Source organism: Rahnella perminowiae (assembly GCF_019049755.1).
Classification (GTDB): domain Bacteria; phylum Pseudomonadota; class Gammaproteobacteria; order Enterobacterales; family Enterobacteriaceae; genus Rahnella; species Rahnella perminowiae.
Genome location: NZ_JAFMOS010000645.1, coordinates 34,786 through 53,782, shown reverse-complemented (window position 1 = coordinate 53,782; position 18,997 = coordinate 34,786). Strand labels below are relative to the sequence as shown.

18 protein-coding genes and 1 riboswitch are annotated in these 18,997 nt (G+C 52.2%); of the genes, 12 read left to right on the top strand and 6 right to left on the bottom strand.

From position 1 onward, the window contains the following. The first annotated feature begins 52 nt into the window (after positions 1 to 52). Positions 53 to 1,303, top strand: coding sequence for an L-methionine/branched-chain amino acid transporter (yjeH, locus tag J1785_RS26255; protein WP_217221044.1), 1,251 nt, complete (start codon positions 53 to 55; stop codon positions 1,301 to 1,303). 65 nt (positions 1,304 to 1,368) lie between these two features. On the opposite strand, the gene ubiK is transcribed toward yjeH, so the two are convergent. Beyond that, on the bottom strand, positions 1,369 to 1,641 hold the full coding sequence (gene ubiK / locus J1785_RS26250; RefSeq protein WP_129954499.1) for a ubiquinone biosynthesis accessory factor UbiK: 273 nt from the start codon (positions 1,639 to 1,641) through the stop codon (positions 1,369 to 1,371). Positions 1,642 to 1,773: 132 nt separating this feature from the next. Further along, a riboswitch (FMN riboswitch) is annotated at positions 1,774 to 1,949 on the top strand. Between the two features lie 132 nt (positions 1,950 to 2,081). Between ubiK and ribB the strand changes: the two genes are divergently transcribed. Then, the gene (gene ribB / locus J1785_RS26245) at positions 2,082 to 2,735 is read left to right on the top strand and encodes a 3,4-dihydroxy-2-butanone-4-phosphate synthase (RefSeq protein WP_129991608.1); all 654 of its coding nucleotides are present in this window, start codon (positions 2,082 to 2,084) and stop codon (positions 2,733 to 2,735) included. 250 nt (positions 2,736 to 2,985) lie between these two features. Next, positions 2,986 to 3,774 carry a 4,5-DOPA-extradiol-dioxygenase gene (gene ygiD, locus J1785_RS26240; RefSeq protein ID WP_217221049.1) on the top strand — a complete coding sequence of 263 codons (789 nt, stop codon included), beginning with the start codon at positions 2,986 to 2,988 and terminating at the stop codon, positions 3,772 to 3,774. 64 nt (positions 3,775 to 3,838) lie between these two features. On the opposite strand, the gene J1785_RS26235 is transcribed toward ygiD, so the two are convergent. The 3 genes from J1785_RS26235 to tolC form a co-directional block, all read right to left on the bottom strand. After that, positions 3,839 to 4,999, bottom strand: coding sequence for a glutathionylspermidine synthase family protein (locus J1785_RS26235; RefSeq protein ID WP_129991607.1), 1,161 nt, complete (start codon positions 4,997 to 4,999; stop codon positions 3,839 to 3,841). A 9-nt stretch (positions 5,000 to 5,008) separates the two neighbouring features. After that, positions 5,009 to 5,680, bottom strand: coding sequence for a DUF1190 family protein (locus J1785_RS26230; protein WP_129954505.1), 672 nt, complete (start codon positions 5,678 to 5,680; stop codon positions 5,009 to 5,011). A gap of 185 nt (positions 5,681 to 5,865) precedes the next feature. Further along, positions 5,866 to 7,362 carry an outer membrane channel protein TolC gene (gene tolC / locus J1785_RS26225; protein ID WP_269154566.1) on the bottom strand — a complete coding sequence of 499 codons (1,497 nt, stop codon included), beginning with the start codon at positions 7,360 to 7,362 and terminating at the stop codon, positions 5,866 to 5,868. 224 nt (positions 7,363 to 7,586) lie between these two features. Between tolC and nudF the strand changes: the two genes are divergently transcribed. The 6 genes from nudF (at position 7,587) to J1785_RS26195 (ending at position 12,827) form a co-directional block, all read left to right on the top strand. Beyond that, positions 7,587 to 8,219, top strand: coding sequence for an ADP-ribose diphosphatase (nudF, locus tag J1785_RS26220; RefSeq protein WP_129954510.1), 633 nt, complete (start codon positions 7,587 to 7,589; stop codon positions 8,217 to 8,219). Further along, positions 8,219 to 8,644, top strand: coding sequence for a DUF1249 family protein (locus J1785_RS26215; RefSeq protein WP_015695861.1), 426 nt, complete (start codon positions 8,219 to 8,221; stop codon positions 8,642 to 8,644). Before nudF ends, J1785_RS26215 begins: the two co-directional genes overlap by 1 nt. A 27-nt stretch (positions 8,645 to 8,671) precedes the next feature. Next, positions 8,672 to 9,502, top strand: a complete 831-nt coding sequence (cpdA, locus tag J1785_RS26210) for a 3',5'-cyclic-AMP phosphodiesterase (RefSeq protein ID WP_129954512.1) — start codon at positions 8,672 to 8,674, stop codon at positions 9,500 to 9,502. Further along, a complete protein-coding gene (yqiA, locus tag J1785_RS26205) occupies positions 9,499 to 10,080 on the top strand; it encodes an esterase YqiA (protein WP_129991606.1) in 582 nt (193 codons plus the stop codon). The genes cpdA and yqiA overlap by 4 nt, the downstream gene beginning before the upstream one ends. Positions 10,081 to 10,195: 115 nt before the next feature. After that, positions 10,196 to 12,091, top strand: a complete 1,896-nt coding sequence (parE, locus tag J1785_RS26200) for a DNA topoisomerase IV subunit B (RefSeq protein WP_129954516.1) — start codon at positions 10,196 to 10,198, stop codon at positions 12,089 to 12,091. A gap of 124 nt (positions 12,092 to 12,215) precedes the next feature. Then, positions 12,216 to 12,827, top strand: a complete 612-nt coding sequence (locus tag J1785_RS26195) for a hypothetical protein (protein WP_129954518.1) — start codon at positions 12,216 to 12,218, stop codon at positions 12,825 to 12,827. An 84-nt stretch (positions 12,828 to 12,911) separates the two neighbouring features. On the opposite strand, the gene J1785_RS26190 is transcribed toward J1785_RS26195, so the two are convergent. Then, on the bottom strand, positions 12,912 to 13,217 hold the full coding sequence (locus J1785_RS26190; protein WP_129954520.1) for a putative quinol monooxygenase: 306 nt from the start codon (positions 13,215 to 13,217) through the stop codon (positions 12,912 to 12,914). A gap of 30 nt (positions 13,218 to 13,247) precedes the next feature. Beyond that, a complete protein-coding gene (locus J1785_RS26185) occupies positions 13,248 to 13,835 on the bottom strand; it encodes an NAD(P)H-dependent oxidoreductase (RefSeq protein ID WP_129954522.1) in 588 nt (195 codons plus the stop codon). 330 nt (positions 13,836 to 14,165) lie between these two features. On the opposite strand from J1785_RS26185, the gene parC reads away from it, so the two are divergent. The 3 genes from parC (at position 14,166) to ftsP (ending at position 18,945) form a co-directional block, all read left to right on the top strand. Further along, positions 14,166 to 16,439 carry a DNA topoisomerase IV subunit A gene (gene parC, locus J1785_RS26180; RefSeq protein WP_217221043.1) on the top strand — a complete coding sequence of 758 codons (2,274 nt, stop codon included), beginning with the start codon at positions 14,166 to 14,168 and terminating at the stop codon, positions 16,437 to 16,439. Between the two features lie 217 nt (positions 16,440 to 16,656). Then, complete coding sequence (locus J1785_RS26175; protein WP_129954525.1) at positions 16,657 to 17,394, top strand: 1-acylglycerol-3-phosphate O-acyltransferase; 738 nt, start codon at positions 16,657 to 16,659, stop codon at positions 17,392 to 17,394. A 135-nt stretch (positions 17,395 to 17,529) separates the two neighbouring features. After that, complete coding sequence (gene ftsP, locus J1785_RS26170; protein ID WP_129954527.1) at positions 17,530 to 18,945, top strand: cell division protein FtsP; 1,416 nt, start codon at positions 17,530 to 17,532, stop codon at positions 18,943 to 18,945. The last annotated feature ends 52 nt before the right edge of the window (positions 18,946 to 18,997 follow it).

Below are 18,997 nucleotides of genomic sequence, written 5' to 3'. Positions count from 1 at the left end.
GCCCTTTTCTTTTTGATTTTTCTATCAACGATGAAACGGAAGTGACTCTGTTGTGAGCGGATTAAAACAGGAACTGAGCCTGGCGCAGGGCGTCGGGCTGCTTTCGACCTCATTACTCGGAACCGGGGTTTTTGCGGTGCCTGCACTGGCGGCAGAGCTGGCGCAAAATGACAGCCTGTGGGCATGGCCGGTGCTCATCCTGTTAGTGTTTCCGATAGCCATCGGATTTGCCGCGCTTGGCCGGCATTTCCCCAGCGCGGGCGGCGCGGCGCATTTTGTCGGCAAAGCTTTCGGACCACATATGGCACGGGTTACCGGTTGGTTATTCCTGTCAGTTATCCCGGTCGGGTTGCCCGCCGCGCTGCATATTGCTGCCGGTTTCTGGCAGGCAGCCTTTGGCTGGAGCAGCACAAATCTGTTGCTGGTGCAGCTTGGTACGCTTTTTTTCATCTGGTTCCTCGGCACACGCAGTGCCGGATCAAGTGCCAATATCCAGACGGTAATCGCATTGCTGGTGATCGCACTGGTGGCGGCGATCTGGTGGAAAGGGAATATTACTCTGTCTGAAATCCCGCTGCCTGCGGTGCATGACATTTCTCCATCAAATCTGTTTGATGCGCTGGCGGTGATGTTCTGGTGTTTCGTCGGGCTGGAGGCTTTTGCGCATCTGGCGACCGAATTTCGTCATCCGCAACGGGACTTCCCGCGCGCATTATTGATCGGCATGCTGCTGGCGGGCGCGGTTTACTGGGGATGTACGGTGGCGGTGCTGAAATTTCATGCCTGGGGAGAAGGGCGGGAAGCCGGGGCCTCGTTACCGGGTATTGTCGTACAATTATTCGGGCAAAAAGCACTGTGGATCGCCTGCATCATTGGCTACCTGGCATGTTTTGCCAGCGTGAATATTTATACCCAGAGTTTTTCCCGGCTGGTATGGTCGCAGGCGCAGGTTAAACCGCAAAGTGCACTGGCACAGCTTTCCGCTCAGCAGGTGCCGGTTGCCGCGCTGAATCTGGTGGTGGGTTGCTGCGTGTTGTTTACATTACTGATTTACTGGTTGCATCTACCGCTGGGCGCGCTGATCACTTACGCTAACGGGATTTTCATCCTGATTTATCTGTTATGCATGCTGTCGGGTACCCGGATTCTGAAAGGGCGCTCAAAATGGATGGCGATGCTGGGTGCTGTATTGTGCTGCGGATTGCTGGCTATGGTCGGCTGGAAAGCACTGTACGCGGTCGTGGTGTTTGCAGGATTGTGGCTGTTATTACCCCGTGCTAAAACAGTATTCCGCATACAATAAACCCGATTTTACATAATGAAAGAGCCTGCCAGGCAGGCCCTTTCTGTTTACACAACTCGTAATAATCAGGCCGGATCTTGCGGTTTTTCCGCTTCTGCCTGTTTGCCTTCCAGCACGGACAGGCGTTGTTCCAGCGCGGCCAGTTTTTCACGCGTACGCAGTAAAACCTGGGTCTGAACGTCAAACTCTTCGCGATTGACTAAATCCATGCGGCTGAACTGCGCCTGCAATACCTGACGGATTTTCTTCTCGGCATCCTCACCAAACTCACGGATCCCTTTAGGCATTGATTCGTGAACCTGGCGGGCAATTTGTTCAATTTTTTTCGGGTCAATCATGTTATTTCCTTTTCTAGAAGGAGGTGCTTTTCCATAGTGTAATCGCTGAGGCCGTTTCTATAAACCTTCAGGGGCACTAATTGGCCAAACCGCAGGATTGCCCTGTTGATTTATTGGCGCTATAGTTGTTTTGCTTATTCTCAGGGCGGGGTGAAAGTCCCCACCGGCGGTAAACCACGGAATATCGGAAGCGTTATAATCCCTTCCATGTGGAAGCCCGCGAGCGCTCAATCCTTCGGGATTAGAGGTCAGCAGATCCGGTGTAATTCCGGGGCCGACGGTTAAAGTCCGGATGGGAGAGAGTAACGATTCAAGCCGGGCAAACATGCCCGCTGCGTTATTTTTTATAACTGTAGCACGCCTGATGGCTGCTGCAGCTAGCCTCCTCAAGACGCCCTGATTCTGGTAATCCACATACAGAACATGAGGTTATTTTTACCATGAATCAGACCCTACTTTCCGAATTCGGTACATCAGCTGAACGTGTTGAGCGTGCTATTGACGCCATGCGTAATGGCGTAGGTGTATTGGTACTGGATGACGAAGATCGTGAAAACGAAGGCGATTTAATTTTTGCCGCTGAAAATATGACCGTTGAGCAAATGGCGCTGACCATTCGTCACGGCAGCGGCATCGTGTGCCTGACCATGAACGAAGACAGCCGTAAACGGCTGGATTTGCCAATGATGGTTGAGAACAACTCCAGCCCGTTCCAGACGCCATTTACCGTGACTATTGAAGCGGCTGAAGGGGTAACTACTGGCGTTTCTGCGGCCGACCGTATTACGACTATCCGTGCGGCAATCAAAGACGGCGCGAAACCTTCTGATCTGAATCGCCCGGGGCATATTTTCCCGCTGCGTGCGCAGGCCGGTGGGGTGCTGACCCGTGGCGGTCACACTGAAGCGTCGGTAGATCTGGCAACGCTGGCGGGTCTGAAGCCTTTCGGCGTGCTGTGTGAACTCACTAATGATGACGGCACTATGGCGCACGCGCCGGAAGTGGTGGTGTTTGCCCGTCAGCATAATATGCCGGTAGTGACCATCGCCGATCTGGTGGCCTATCGCCAGGCGCAGACCCGTCAGGCAAGCTAAGCGACGGGTTATGCGTAACAGAAAAGGCCGCCTGTGCGGCCTTTTTGCTTTTTATTGTGAATTATTGCCAAAATTGTGCTTTGAAGAACACCATCCTCCCGCTTTCTTTTGATTTGACTCATCAAATTTATTGAACATCTCCTTCACGGTTACCCGGCTGTCACCGGCCATCAAAAAGAGTAACGTAGTGTTATTACGCGGCAGGTCACTCACCGGCCCGCTCTCTTTTATTTTGGGTAAGGAATTCATGATGACGACTCAACGTATGCCCGCACTCTTCTTAGGCCACGGCAGTCCGATGAACGTGCTGGAAGACAATATTTATACCCGTGCCTGGCATACGCTGGGTGAAACATTACCGCGGCCAAAGGCGATCCTGGCCGTATCAGCTCACTGGTTCACCCGTGGTACTGCGGTTACGGCGATGGAAAACCCGCGCACGATTCATGATTTTGGCGGCTTCCCGCAGGCGCTGTTTGATAAGCGTTATCCGGCACCCGGTTCACCGGTGCTGGCAAAGCGGGTTCAGGAATTACTTAGCCCGGTAAATGTGATTTCAGATACCCGCGAGTGGGGTTTCGACCATGGTACCTGGGGTGTGCTGATCAAGATGTATCCTGACGCGGATATTCCGGTGATCCAGCTGAGTATTGATGGTACACAGCCGCCGGAATACCACTATGAACTGGGTAAGAAGCTGGCGGCGCTGCGTGACGAAGGCGTGATGATTGTTGCCAGCGGTAATGTGGTGCATAACCTGCGGATGGTGAAATGGGGCGGCGATACTGAAGCTTATCCGTGGGCGACGTCTTTTGAGACTTATGTGAAAGACAATCTGCGCTGGAAGGGTGAGGCGAAAGATCATCCTCTGGTGCAGTTTATGGAGCATGAAGGCGGCGCATTATCGAATCCGTCTCCGGATCACTATCTGCCATTGCTGTATGTTTTAGGCGCGTGGAATGGTATTGAGCCGATCACGCAGCCAACGGACGGGATCGTGATGGGATCGCTTTCGATGCTCTCGGTGCAGTTAGGTTAATAGCACCACTGTCAGCCCGAAATAAAAAGGATAATGAATTTCTTCATTATCCTTTTCTGGTTTTTCATCCGACAATCGTGTGCGGATAAAAACGTGACAGATCCTGGGTGATCAGCGCTTTATCTTCACGGATGCCGATCCCGCAGGGTTGATCATTGACCAGCCAGCTGCCGATCAGGGTGTAACTGCCTTCAAACACTGGCAGCGGATGGAACTGTTGCACGATCATGCCTTCAGCACCGTACGGGCCATCCACACGGGCGACTTCCTGGCCTTTCTCGATGACTTTAATGTTCGCGCCTTCGCGGGAAAACAGCGGCTTCACCACGTAGTGATCCAGTTCCGGATGCTGATCTTCGGCAAAATAAGCCGGTAACAGATTCGGGTGATCCGGGAACATTTCCCATAACAACGGCAGCAAAGCTTTATTCGACACAATGGCTTTCCAGGCCGGTTCCAGCCAGCGTACACCGGCATCTTCCAGCTTGGTCGCGAAGACTTCGCGGAACATGAATTCCCACGGATACAGTTTAAACAGGTTAGAAATCACCTGATCCTGCGTGTCGGTGAATTGCCCGCGTTCCCCCAGACCGATTTCCTCGATAAACAGGAATTCGCTGGCCAGTTCCGCTTCCAGCGCGCAGTCCTGCAAATATTGCACGGTGCCGCGATCTTCTTCGGTGTCCTGACAGCAGGCGATGTGCAGCAACGAGAAACCATGCTGGTTTTTAAGCCCGGCAAAACGTTCGATCAGCTTTTCCTGCAGACTGTTGTACTGATCAGCATCCTGCGACAAATTGCCTGCCGCAATTTGATCTTCAAGCCATAGCCACTGGAAGAAGGCCGCTTCATACAAAGAGGTCGGCGTATCGGCGTTATTTTCCAGCAGCTTCGGCGGATTGACGCCGTCGTAAGCCAGATCCAGACGTGAATACAGGGAAGGCTGTTGCGTGCGCCATGAACTGCGGACAAATTCCCAGACGTGTTTCGGGATCTGGAATTTCGCCATCAGTTTGTCGTCATTCACTACGCGCTCAACGACCTTCAGGCACATCTGATGAATGTCCGCCGTCGCCTCTTCGATCTCTTCAATCTGCGCCAGCGTGAACTGGTAATAAGCATCTTCACACCAGTACGGTTCGCCATACATGGTGTGGAAGTTGAAGCCAAACTCCGTGGCTTTTTCGCGCCAGTCCGGGCGCTCATTAATGGCTAAACGTTTCATCGGTATCTCTTAGCCACCCATGCTGCGGCCAGGGCTGCGTGGCGCCGCAGAGGAGCTGCGCTGCATTGAGGTTTGTTTTGCCACACTGTCGCCAAAACCGCCACGGGTGATGGTGTTGGTCACGGCAGGTTTCGGCGCCATCGCTGTTCTCGGAACGTTCATGGTACGACCGCCCGCTGTTGCGGGGCCGTAGTTTTTACCGGTCGCATCCACGAACTTACCGTTAGCCGGGCTGGCCGGGTTTTTTGAGCTGAACAATGGCTGTTGCGCGTAACCGCCACCGCTCATCATCCGGCCCATCATGTAACCTGCCATCAGCGGCATCCACATGCTGCCGCCGCTGCTCTGGTTTTCGGCCGTGGCGACGCCTGACTGTGCCGGAGCCTGAGTACACTGGCCTTCGCCAAATTCAGCGATACAGTCTTCTCGGCTGGCATATTTAGGTGCGGTTTTTGCCGCTTCCTTTTTCGCTGCATCATACGCTGCAACACATTGCGCACTGCCGGAAGGGTTGGCTTTCGAGCAGTCATCCGCATTCTGATACAGCGAAACGGTTTCGTCGGTTTTCTCGCAGCCGGCAAGCATAAAGACTGCGCTTATCGCCAGGGCGACAGGAGTAATTCTAGAGCTACGCCATGATTTACGGAAGGTAGCCAGGTTAACGTGTTGTGTCCGTTTCATCGTTCTTATCCCATGTTTAGGGCTTTTTTGCCCTTTCCCAGTAGGGTCTAAGAATAGGGGAAAGCGGGTGATTGTTAAAGCAGCGACAGGCAATTGTTACGAGACTTTACAGAGCGGCGTGACGCAGGCAAAAAAAAGCAGCCTTTTCAGGCTGCCTTGATGGAAATGCGGGGGGCTTTTCAGAATCAATTCTGGAAAGGATTGCCACTTTTCTTCGGTGTTGCGGTTGCTGTTGTTGCGCTGGCTTTCTGAGCACGAGGCGCAGCTGCCGGGGTGCTTTTGCCGTAACCGTCTGCCGCAGCATCCTGATCAGGTGTTTCTGGTGCCACCTGATCCGGTGCGGTTGGGATGGGTTTACCCAGGGCACCGTTGAGTGCCAGCAGATCGCTTTCGTTCAGTGTACCCAGTGCTGATTTGATGTTCAGCTGATTAATCAGGTACGTATAACGCGCACTGGAAAGTTGCTGTTTGGCGTTATACAGCGTGGTGGTGGCATCCAGAACATCCACAATAGTACGGGTACCGACCTGATAACCGGCTTCCATCGCATCTAAAGAACTCTGAGCAGAAACAACGGCTTGTTTATACGCGTTGATGCTACTGATCGAGGCAGAGATGTTATTGAAAGAAGAACGAACGGTCTGCACGACGCTGCGGTGCGCGCTTTCAAGCTGCTCGCTGGCCCCGACAAAACTGTACTGTGCCTGTTTCACCTGAGAGGTGACTGAACCGCCACTGTACAATGGCAGGGAGAAGCTCAGCCCAATCTTGTTCTGACCAGCATCGGCGTCCTGATAACTGGAAGAACCACCCGTTTTGTCGCCGTGATATTTGGTATTGCTGATACCGGTTGAGGCAGTCAGATCAACCGTAGGCATATGGCCGGTTTCCGCATAACGAATTTGCTCACGTGCCAGATCCTGTGACAGACGGGCAGACAGCAAGCTCAGGTTACGGCTTTCTGCTTCTTTCAACAGCGTGGCGACCGGTTGCGGGCGCGTGGTGTTGAAGTTATCAACATTCAGCGAAGACAGTTGCGGGTAATACATACCGGTAACCTGACGCAGGGACTCCAGCGCATTATCCAGGTTATTACGCGCAGTCACTTCGTTAGCCAGTACGGTGTCGTATTGTGAACGGGCGTTCTGCACGTCGGTAATCGCAACCAGCCCCACGTTAAAGCGCTGAGTGGTTTGATCTAACTGACGGTAAATAGCCTGTTTCTGTGCTTCGGTATACGAGAGCGAATCGATTGCACTCAATACGTTGAAATAAGCCGTTGCAGTATTGAGGATCAGAGATTGTTGATCCGTCTGGTAAGACACATCCTGAATACCGGCAGTTTTTTCCTGCAGTGTCAGGGCGCGCCATTTTGACATATCAAAGATGGTCTGCGTTAATTGCAGGCTGGCACTGCCAACGTCGCTGTTAACGCCATTCGCATCACGGTACCCATTGGTGTAATTGTAATCCGCACCCAATCCGAGTTGCGGTAATAAAGGACTGCGGCTTTCGTTAATTTTTTCGAATGCAGCATCCCGGTCAGCAGCAGATTTGCGCAGGTCCGGGTTACTTGTCCTGGCTTGCTGATAGACCTGCATCAGGTTTTCGGCCTGGCTTATCGTACTGAAGCCGCCCAGGCTGAGTCCGATGAGAAGGGGGAGCAGTTTCTTCATTTGCATTCCTTGTTGTGCAGCAATGTTGTTATGTATGGTGGCGCAGTCAAATTAACCCATAGACGCGGATTCTAGCAGAGTCAGGCTAGCGGGGCGGTTGGCTTAACGTGCCTTCCCGAGTGAATGAGCCTAAATCTATCACAAACAACCTTGATTATTATTAACGCATTTTCATCAAACTGACCTCAAAGGGCAATAAATTACCTCTGTGAGGGATAAGGAAACATTCCATGTCTTCATTTAAACGGTCACCGGTTACTTTCGGCAAAGATGATGTAGAAATTATTGCACGCGAGACACGATATAAAGGTTTTTTTTCTATTATTGCATATCGGTTTCGCCATCGGCTGTTTAATGGAGAAATGAGCGCAGAAGTCGTCCGTGAAGTTTTTGAGCGCGGCCACGCTGCGGTACTCTTACCTTATGATGCGAAAAGGGATGAAGTGGTGCTGATAGAACAAATCCGCATCCCTGCTTTGGATTCCAGTGATACTCCTTGGCTTCTGGAGATGGTCGCCGGTATCATTGAAGAGGGCGAGACAGTGGAAGATGTTGCCCGCCGCGAAGCACTCGAGGAAGCGAACATTGTGGTGAAACGCTGCAAACCGGCTGTGAATTACCTGGCAAGTCCGGGCGGAACCAGCGAGCGTCTTTCCATTATGGTCGGTGAAGTTGATGCCACGACGGCAGAAGGAATTCACGGTCTGGAAGCAGAAAATGAAGACATCCGGGTACATGTGGTCAGCCGTGAGCAGGCTTACCGGTGGGTGGAAGAAGGAGCGATAGACAATGCGGCGTCAGTGATTGCCCTGCAATGGCTGCAGCTGCACCATGAATCCCTGAAAAAAGAGTGGGCTAACTAATGATTAAGCGCTATACCCCTGACTTCCCTGAAATGATGAGATTGTGTGAAACAAATTTTGCACAATTGCGCCGTTTGATGCCACGCACCGATGAACCTGGTGAAACGGTGACATATCAGGTGAGTAGCGCAACGTATTGCCTGACGATCCTCGAATCAACACGTTATACATCCCTGATAGAAATCAAACAGACTGCGCCGGCCGTGAGTTACTGGAGCCTGCCTTCGCTCACCGTTCGCCTGTATCATGATGCGATGGTGGCCGAAGTGTGTGCGAGTCAGCAGATCTTTCGCTTCAAAGCACGTTATGATTATCCGAATAAAAAGTTGCATCAGCGTGATGAAAAGCATCAAATTAACCAGTTCCTTGCGGATTGGCTGCGTTATTGCCTTGCGCACGGAGCGATGGCAATTCCGGTTTGTTAGACAGACTTCAACAACAAAGGAAACGATTTGGAAAGCCTGTTTACACTGCCTTTGGTGAATGGGGCCAAAGTCAGGATTCTACAGATTACTGATACCCATCTTTTTGCCGGTGAAGATGAAACGTTGTTAGGCGTGAATACGTTTAACAGCTATCGCGCAGTGCTGGACGCCATCAAAGCGCAGCAGCGTGAAGTCGATATTATCGCGGCAACAGGGGACCTGGCACAGGATCAGTCGGTGGAAGCCTACCATCAGTTTGCCCGCGGTATCGGCGAGCTGACCGCGCCCTGCGTCTGGCTGCCGGGCAATCATGATTTCCAGCCTGCGATGGTCAATGCCTTGCAGGATGCGGGGATCAACCCTTCGAAACACGTTCTGCTTGGTGAACATTGGCAAATTATTCTGCTGGATACACAGGTATTCGGTGTGCCGCACGGCGAGCTGAGCGAATATCAGCTGGAATGGATGGAACGCTGTCTGAACGCGTACCCTGATCGTTTTACTTTGTTGATGTTACACCATCATCCGCTGCCTTCAGGCTGCACCTGGCTTGATCAGCACAGCCTGCGCAATGCGCATATGCTGGCGAATACCCTGGTGAATTACCCGAAAGTGAATACGCTGTTGTGCGGACATATTCATCAGGAGCTTGATCTTGACTGGTACGGACGCCGTCTTTATGCGACGCCGTCAACCTGCGTACAGTTTAAACCGCATTGCACCAATTTCACGATTGATACGGTTGCACCGGGCTGGCGTTACCTTGATTTATATCCGGACGGCCGTGTAGAGACTGAAGTCTTCCGTCTGGAAACCAGCGAGTTTCATCCTGACACGGAGTCGGACGGCTACGAATGAACACCTTACTTTACCTGCACGGATTCAACAGTTCTCCGCACTCAGCGAAAGCCACGTCATTAAAAAACTGGCTGGCGGTTAATCATCCCCATATCGATATGATTGTCCCGCAATTACCGCCTTATCCGGCTGACGCCGCGGAAGAACTTGAGAGTCTGGTCATTAGCAATGCGGGTAAAAAACTGGGTATTGTTGGCTCCTCGCTGGGGGGGTATTACGCCACGTGGTTGTCGCAATGTTTTGCCGTGCCGGCCGTGGTGGTGAACCCGGCGGTGAAGCCGTATGAGCTGCTGATCGACTTCCTCGGACAAAACGAGAACCCCTACACCGGCCAGCAATATGTGTTAGAGTCACGCCACGTTTATGATCTGAAAGTCATGCAGGTCGAACCGCTGGAGTCACCGGATTTACTCTGGTTGCTGCAGCAAACGGGCGATGAAATTCTCGATTACCGTCAGGCTGTGGCGTACTACACCACCTGTCGCCAGACGGTCGAACCCGGGGGGAATCACGCATTTGTCGGCTTTGAACGTTATTTTTCGCCGATTGTAGATTTCCTGGAACTGGCCGCAGACTAACATCGTCAGGGTGACTTTTACCCCGGATTTATAGCCTCTGCTTGCTGCCAGTGCTTCCACCCGCCCACATACTGTATCGTTAGCCCACAAACCTATGAGCCACGAATAATCAACGATGAGCCAATCAACTTATAACGCGGATTCCATAGAGGTCCTCAGCGGACTCGAACCGGTGCGCCGCCGTCCGGGCATGTACACCGATACGACCCGGCCAAATCATCTCGGTCAGGAAGTGATTGATAACAGCGTGGATGAAGCATTAGCAGGCCACGCCAAACGCATTGAAGTCATCCTTCACGAAGATCAGTCTCTCGAAGTCATTGATGACGGTCGCGGCATGCCGGTGGATATCCACGCCGAAGAAGGTGTTCCGGCGGTCGAACTGATCTTCTGCCGTCTGCACGCGGGCGGTAAATTCTCCAACAAAAATTACCAGTTTTCCGGCGGCCTGCATGGCGTAGGGATTTCAGTGGTTAACGCCTTATCCAAACGCGTTGAAGTGGCGGTAAAACGCGGCGGCGAAGTGTATGAAATGGCATTTGAAAATGGCGATAAAGTGCAGGACCTGCACGTTACCGGCACCTGCGGTAAGCGCAACACCGGTACCAGCGTTCATTTCTGGCCTGATGGCAGTTTCTTCGACAGTCCGCGTTTTTCGGTCAGCCGCCTCAGCCACTTGCTGAAAGCCAAAGCCGTACTGTGTCCTGGCGTAGAAATCCTGTTTAAAGACAAAGTTAATAACACCGAACAACGCTGGTGTTATGAAGACGGTCTGACCGATTACCTGATGGAAGCAGTCAATGGCCTGATTACGCTGCCAGAAAAAGCCTTTGTCGGGAATTTTGCCGGTGATACCGAAGCGGTTGACTGGGCACTGTTGTGGCTGCCGGAAGGCGGCGAATTGCTGACCGAAAGCTACGTCAACCTGATCCCGACCATGCAGGGCGGTACGCATGTTAACGGTCTGCGTCAGGGGCTGCTTGAGGCCATGCGCGAGTTCTGCGAATTTCGCAATATTCTGCCGCGCGGCGTGAAGCTATCTGCGGAAGATATCTGGGAACGCTGCGCCTATGTGCTGTCAGTAAAAATGCAGGATCCGCAGTTCGCCGGTCAGACCAAAGAACGTCTGTCCTCGCGTCAGTGTGCGGCCTTTGTTTCCGGCGTGGTGAAAGATGCCTTCAGTCTGTGGCTGAACCAGAACGTTCAGGCCGCAGAACAACTGGCGGAACTGTGCATTTCCAGTGCCCAGCGTCGTCTGCGTGCAGCGAAAAAAGTGGTGCGTAAGAAACTGACCAGCGGCCCTGCGCTGCCGGGCAAACTGGCTGACTGTACATCACAGGATCTGAACATGACCGAACTCTTCCTGGTGGAAGGGGATTCAGCGGGCGGTTCTGCCAAACAGGCGCGCGATCGGGAATATCAGGCGATCATGCCGCTCAAAGGTAAGATCCTCAATACCTGGGAGGTCTCATCCGATGAAGTCCTGGCCTCGCAGGAAGTGCACGATATTTCTGTGGCAATCGGTATTGATCCGGACAGCGAAGATCTGAGCCAGCTGCGTTACGGCAAAATCTGTATCCTGGCGGATGCGGACTCCGACGGTCTACACATTGCCACCTTGCTGTGCGCGCTGTTTGTCCGTCACTTCCGATCCCTGGTGCGTGGCGGCCATGTTTATGTGGCAATGCCGCCGTTATACCGTATCGATCTGGGTAAAGAAGTGTTCTATGCGCTGGACGAGCAGGAAAAAGAAGGCGTGCTGGAGCAACTGAAACGTAAGAAAGGTAAGCCGAATGTACAGCGGTTTAAAGGTCTGGGTGAAATGAACCCGCTGCAACTGCGTGAAACCACGCTCGATCCGAATACCCGTCGTCTGGTGCAACTGACCATCGATGAGGAGGATATCGATCAGACGCTGCGCATGATGGATATGCTGCTGGCGAAGAAACGGTCTGAAGATCGCCGTAACTGGTTACAGGAAAAAGGCGATACCGCCGAACTGGACGTTTAAGCTTCATCGTAAGAAGTCTCTGTAAGCCCGGAGAGGAATGATTCATCTTCCTGCCGGGCGTTTTACCATGTGGTTTTGATTGTTGAGGGCTGAATAGTCCCGTAAGTGAAGCTCAGGAGGAGCAATGCCATTACCTAAAACCGGCGATCTTATTTACGGTCTGCATACAGATTTTGGAAGAAAGCGTTATATGTACTCTGTTAAGGGATTTCAAAACGGGGTAATCACCGCAGATGTTTTTAAAGTCCTCAGGCATGACCAGCCTTGCCGACTTGCGGAACAGGCCTCGCTTGAGCATTTCATTTCATCACACATAAAGTATTGCTCAGCATTAAACGGTGAGCGAAATAATGAAAATTTACGCAGGAAATGCAAGGCCATCGTAGAATGGGCCGTGTCGAAAGGGCGAAATATTCATTTCGTGCTGGATGAATTGGATATTACTGCTGTCGCGAATAAATCATACCGTGGTATTAATCCGGATGAAAATAAACCTGAAAAAAACCGTTCAATTACGGGATCTGAATTACGGCATATTTACCGGAACTGGCAAAAATTTAAAAATAACGTTTATTTCTGGTTTGAGCAGACGCCTGTTTCTCCCCCTTGGGAGCAGGACATTGTCATGGACACCCTGATAAAGAAAAACAGACGGCTACAATTGAGCACTGTCGTTCATCGTAAAGAAGTGTGGGCCGCTTATAATGCAACGGTGGGGCTTAGCCGAAATCGCTAGGTTACGTCGCGCTATAACGTGTCTTATAACGATGCGATGAAAATTGCCGGGCTACATTCCGGCGATTTTCATCAGGCAGTAAACTCAGGCTTTCTCAATAATATGGATCACCACATCCAGAACGTCTGCTTTAATATTTTCGCGGTGCTTATCCATATGATCAGCCTGCTGATGCGCTTCGAGATGCGCCAGACTTTCCCAGTCTTCCAGCATGAAAATGGAGTCAGGTACTGTTTTACGCCAGGGGATCTGGCCGTTGAAATCAACATAAGGTTCATAACGGTGACAGCCCTTCTCTGCCAGAACGCTCGGCAGCAGGGCGGTGATTTTTTCCATGACCGAATCGCGACGGCCTGGTTTGACTTTGATTTCAGCAATAACAGTGATCATAAAAACCTCTTTCCCGGGTGACCCTCAACCTTAAGCCTGGCCGAAAACATTTTCAAGATGGGCACGGTAGCGCGCAAAATCACCTTCTACATCAGGCTGTTTGATCACATCGTTACACATAAAAGTCGGCAATGTATCAAGGCCGATGAACTGGTTGGCTTTGTGCTGTGCCATGTACACGCCGTCAACGCCGACGCCATGGAAAAATTGTTCTTTATCTTCGAACGCCTCTAAAGGTGCGTTCCAGGTTACGGACAACATATAACATTTACCGTGCAGCAGACCGCCTGAACCGTATTTTTTCGAGGCATCGGAGCGTGTACGGCCATCGCTGGCGTACAGTTTGCCATGGCCTTCGGTGAACACTTCATCGATGTATTTTTTCAGCGTCCATGGCATGCCCATCCACCAGCCCGGTTGCTGATAAATGATGGCGTCAGCCCACAGATAGCTTTCGATTTCAGTCTGCACGTCATAACCGTCTTCCAGCACGGTCACACGCACTTCATGACCTTTATCGCGCAGAAAAGAGGTCGCGACATCGGTCAGGCTATTGTTCAACGCGCCTTTGGAATGGGCAAAGGTCTTACCGGCATTGATAATCAGGATATTGCTCATGTTTTTCCTTATCGGGAATTCTTCAATTCTGGTGGTCAGGCTGTTATCACGTAGTGTACTCAACTCTGCATGACAGAAAAATGTGAGATTACGCACAATACTATTGACTCAAATGCAATAATCGAAGGGACAACGCGGTAATTTAACCATTTTGTGAGGAAATAATTGTTTAAAAATAAGGCAGAAACACAGCAACTGTGACAGTCATACGGCAGATGATGTACTATCGCGGACATCATTGCCTCGCGGCAGCGGACATCACGCGCCTGCGGATGCAAGCTTCCTTAATTTCCAAAACGATAACGCCACGGGTCTGAGGATTAAACATCAATGAGCGAAATGACTCATGACGGAACAGAGCGTTTAGCCCTGCATACGTTTACTGAGAACGCCTATCTCAACTATTCCATGTACGTCATCATGGACCGCGCGCTGCCGTTTATCGGTGACGGGCTCAAGCCGGTGCAGCGCCGTATCATTTACGCGATGTCAGAGCTGGGCCTGAGTAATAACGCCAAATTCAAAAAATCCGCGCGTACCGTTGGTGACGTGCTGGGTAAATATCATCCGCATGGTGACAGTGCCTGCTACGAAGCCATGGTACTGATGGCGCAGCCGTTTTCTTACCGCTATCCGCTGGTTGACGGCCAGGGGAACTGGGGGGCGCCGGATGATCCGAAGTCCTTCGCCGCGATGCGTTATACCGAATCGCGTCTGTCCAAATATGCCGAAGTGTTGCTGCGTGAATTAGGTCAGGGCACAGTCGATTATGTGCCGAACTTTGACGGCACGATGCAGGAGCCGAAAATGCTGCCTGCGCGTCTGCCGAATATTCTGCTTAACGGAACCACCGGCATTGCAGTCGGGATGGCGACCGATATTCCGCCGCACAATATTCGCGAAGTGGCCGCTGCTGCGGTGGCATTGCTTGAGAAACCGAACAGCTCGCTCGAAGACCTGCTGGAATTCGTGCAGGGGCCTGATTTCCCGACAGAAGCAGAGATCATCACGCCGCGTCATGAAATCCGCAAAATGTACGAATCGGGTAAAGGCTCGGTGCGTATGCGTGCGGTCTGGCACAAAGAAGATGGCAGTGCCGTGATCACTGCGTTACCGCATCAGGTTTCCGGCGCGAAAGTGCTGGAGCAAATCGCCAGCCAGATGCGTGCTAAAAAGCTGCCAATGGTTGAAGATCTGCGTGATGAATCCGATCACGAAAACCCGACCCGTCTGGTGGTCGTGCCGCGCTCCAACCGTATCGATCTGGATCAGGTGATGAATCACCTGTTTGCGACCACCGATCTGGAACGCAGCTACCGCATTAACATGAACATGATCGGTCTTGATCACCGTCCGCAGGTCAAAGGACTGGTTGAGATCCTGAAAGAATGGCTGGATTATCGCCGCGATACCGTTCGTCGTCGTCTGAATTTCCGTCTCGATAAAGTGCTGAAACGTCTGCATATCCTGGAAGGTTTGCTGATCGCGTTTCTCAATATCGATGAGGTGATCCACATCATCCGTACTGAAGATGAGCCGAAACCGGTACTGATGCAGCGTTTTGAACTGTCAGACACGCAGGCTGAAGCTATTCTGGAGTTGAAATTACGCCATTTGGCGAAACTCGAAGAAACCAAAATCCGCGGTGAACAGGATGAACTGGCGAAAGAGCGGGATCAATTGCAGGCATTACTGGCGTCTGAGCGGAAACTGAGCACGCTGATCCGCAAAGAGATACAGGCGGATGCCGAAGCTTTTGGTGATGAGCGCCGCTCACCGATCACTGAGCGTGAAGAAGCGCGGGCGATGAGCGAGCACGATTTTATTCCGTCTGAGCCGGTGACCATTGTGTTGTCAGAATCAGGTTGGGTACGCAGCGCTAAAGGCCATGACATTGATGCTTCCGGCCTGAGTTACAAAGCCGGTGACAGTTTCCGCGCTGCGGCCAAAGGCAAAAGTAATCAGCCCGTGGTGTTTATGGACTCCACCGGTCGCAGTTATGCGCTTGATCCGACCACGCTGCCGTCCGCACGCGGACAGGGTGAACCGCTGACCGGCAAACTGACACCACCGCCGGGCGCAACCATCGAGCATGTACTGATGGCGGCGGACGACCAGAAACTGCTGATGGCATCGGATGCCGGTTATGGTTTCGTTTGTACCTTCAACGATTTAGTGGCTCGTAACCGTGCAGGCAAAGCGATGATCACTTTGCCTGATAACGCCAAAGCCTTCCCGCCAATGGAACTTCATGGCGATGAGGATATGCTGTTGTCGATTACGGCCGCAGGACGGATGTTGCTGTTCCCGGTAGCGGATCTGCCGCAGTTGTCGAAAGGCAAGGGTAACAAAATTGTCTCAATACCGGCTGCACAGGCGGCCAGTGGCGAAGATAAACTGGCATGGTTACTGGTTCTGCCACCGCAAACTTCGGTCACGCTGCATGTCGGTAAACGTAAGCTGGTTCTCCGTCCGGAAGACCTGCAGAAATTCCGTGCTGAACGTGGTCGTAAAGGCACGCTTCTGCCGCGCGGGCTGCAACGTATCGATCGTGTTGAAATCGATTCCCCTGTACGCGCCAGTGGCGGTGGAAGCGAAGAATAAGTCTGCCACTGACCGGCAAAAATCAGGGCACATTGGTGCCCTGAAATCTTTTGATAGGATTCAGTGGCCTGAGACTGTCGTGCAGTGCAAAAATTTTACATTTGTATTAATAAAACCGTTGTGCGGTGTTGAATGAGGCTTGAGAATAGTTCACCGCACAGGGAGCGAAACTGCACAGGTTTCTTACCGGCTTCGGCTGTAGTTTTAAGAGGATGTTATGTTATTTATTTTGCGTCTGATTATCGTGGTAGTTTACTCGATTCTGGTCTCTGTCTTTGGTTGCATCTACTGCCTTTTCAGCCCGCGTAATCCGAAACATGTGGCGACATTTGGTAAGTTGTTTGGCCGTCTCGCCCCGGTATTAGGCCTGCGTGTTGAAAAACGTATTCCGGCAGATGCCGTGAATAATGGCAACTGTATTTATATTGCCAACCATCAAAACAATTACGATATGGTGACGGCATCATCGGTCGTCATGCCTGGCACCGTCACCGTGGGCAAAAAAAGCCTGGCCTGGATCCCGTTCTTTGGTCAGTTGTACTGGCTTACCGGTAATCTGCTGATTGACCGTGATAACCGCGCTAAAGCGCACGGCACCATTGCGCAGGTCGTGAGTCAGATTAAGAAAAAGAACCTGTCGATCTGGATGTTTCCGGAAGGTACCCGCAGCCGTGGACGCGGTCTGATGCCGTTCAAAACCGGCGCATTCCACGCGGCGATAGCGGCCGGTGTGCCCATAGTGCCGATTTGTGTATCGAACACCAGCAATAAGGTGAAGCTAAACCGCTGGTCTAACGGGCTGGTGATTGTCGAAATTCTGCCACCGATCGACACCAGCGGTTACACCAAAGATCGTTTGCGTGAATTGTCCGAACATTGCCGTCAGATCATGGCGGATAAAATCGCCGAGCTGGATGCTGAAGTTGCGCAGCGTGAAGCCGCCGCAAAAAAATAATACTACCTATAAATCCGCAAAATATTCCGGGCAGTCAACGGATCTGTCATGTGAATTACGATGCGGATTATTCCCGCTGCCATTGATGGCGGCGGCGTTCAATACAGTTTATGTTTTTGTTTTCATGGAGAAGATATGTCACTCAGTCGTCGCTCGTTCCTGCAGGCCTCCGGCGTAGCTCTTGCCGCAGGTGCTCTGCCTTTAAAAGCAGAAGCGAGTGGTTCGCAACCGGCATTACCTGTTCCCCCGCTGCTTGAATCGCGCCGTGGGCAACCGCTGTTTCTGACGTTGCAGGCAGCGCACTGGTCATTCCTTGGCGGCGCAAAGGCACCGGTCTGGGGCATTAATGGAATGTACCTCGGTCCGACAGTTAAAGTGCACAGCGGCGATGACGTTAAACTCATTTACAGCAACCGTCTGGCCGAACCGGTTTCCATGACCGTGAGCGGTTTGCTTGAGCCTGGAACCTTAACCGGTGGCGCAGCGCGTCTGATGCAACCGGGTGTCGACTGGTCACCGGTGTTGCCAATCCGTCAGGCTGCCGCGACCTGCTGGTATCATGCCAATACGCCTGACCGTATGGCGCCGCATGTTTACAACGGTCTGGCGGGCATGTGGATTGTCGAGGATGAAGTCAGTAAGAACCTGCCATTACCGAATCATTACGGTGTAGATGATTTCCCGCTGATTATTCAGGACAAGCGTCTGGATGGTTTCGGCGTACCGCAATATGATACGCCGGCATCAGGCGGATTCTTCGGTGACACCATGCTGGTAAACGGTGTGCAAAGTCCTTACGTCGAGGTTTCGCGGGGCTGGGTGCGTTTGCGCTTGCTGAATGCATCCAATGCCCGTCGTTACGAACTGAGCATGACTGACAACCGTGCGTTTCACGTCGTGGCTTCTGATCTGGGTTTCCTGCCTGCGCCAATGACCGTTAAACGTTTGTCGCTCGGGCCGGGAGAACGCCGCGAAGTGCTGGTGGATATGTCGCAGGGCGAGGATGTCTCGATTACTGCCGGTGAAGCCGCGGGGATGATGGACCGATTACGTGGCCTGTTTGAGCCCTCGAGCATTCTGGTGTCAACTATTGTTCTGACGCTGAAACCCACAGGCCTGTTGCCTCTGGTGACAGATAATCTGCCGATGCGTTTGCTGGCCGATCAGATCCTTTCCGGTAACGTTGTCCGTACCCGGGATTTGCGTCTCGGTGACAGTGAACCGGGGATCAACGGCGCGATGTGGGATATCAACCGTATCGATCTGACCGCGCAGCAGGGGACATGGGAACGCTGGACTGTTCATGCGGATATGCCGCAGACCTTCCATGCAGAAGGTGTGTCTTTCCTGGTGAAAAGCGTCAACGGTGCTGCTCCGCTGGTTGAAGATGCCGGTTTCAAAGACACGGTCTGGGTGGATGGCGATGTCGAACTGCTGGTGTATTTCAACCAGCCTTCGTACGATCATTTTCCGTTTGTTTACCGCAGCGGCGCGCTGGAACTGGCTGACCGCGGCTCAGCGGGAAATATGCTGGTTCAGCCATCGGTGTAACCCTGTTTTGCCTAATAAAAAACCCGCCGTGGCGGGTTTTTAGTTTTAAAGC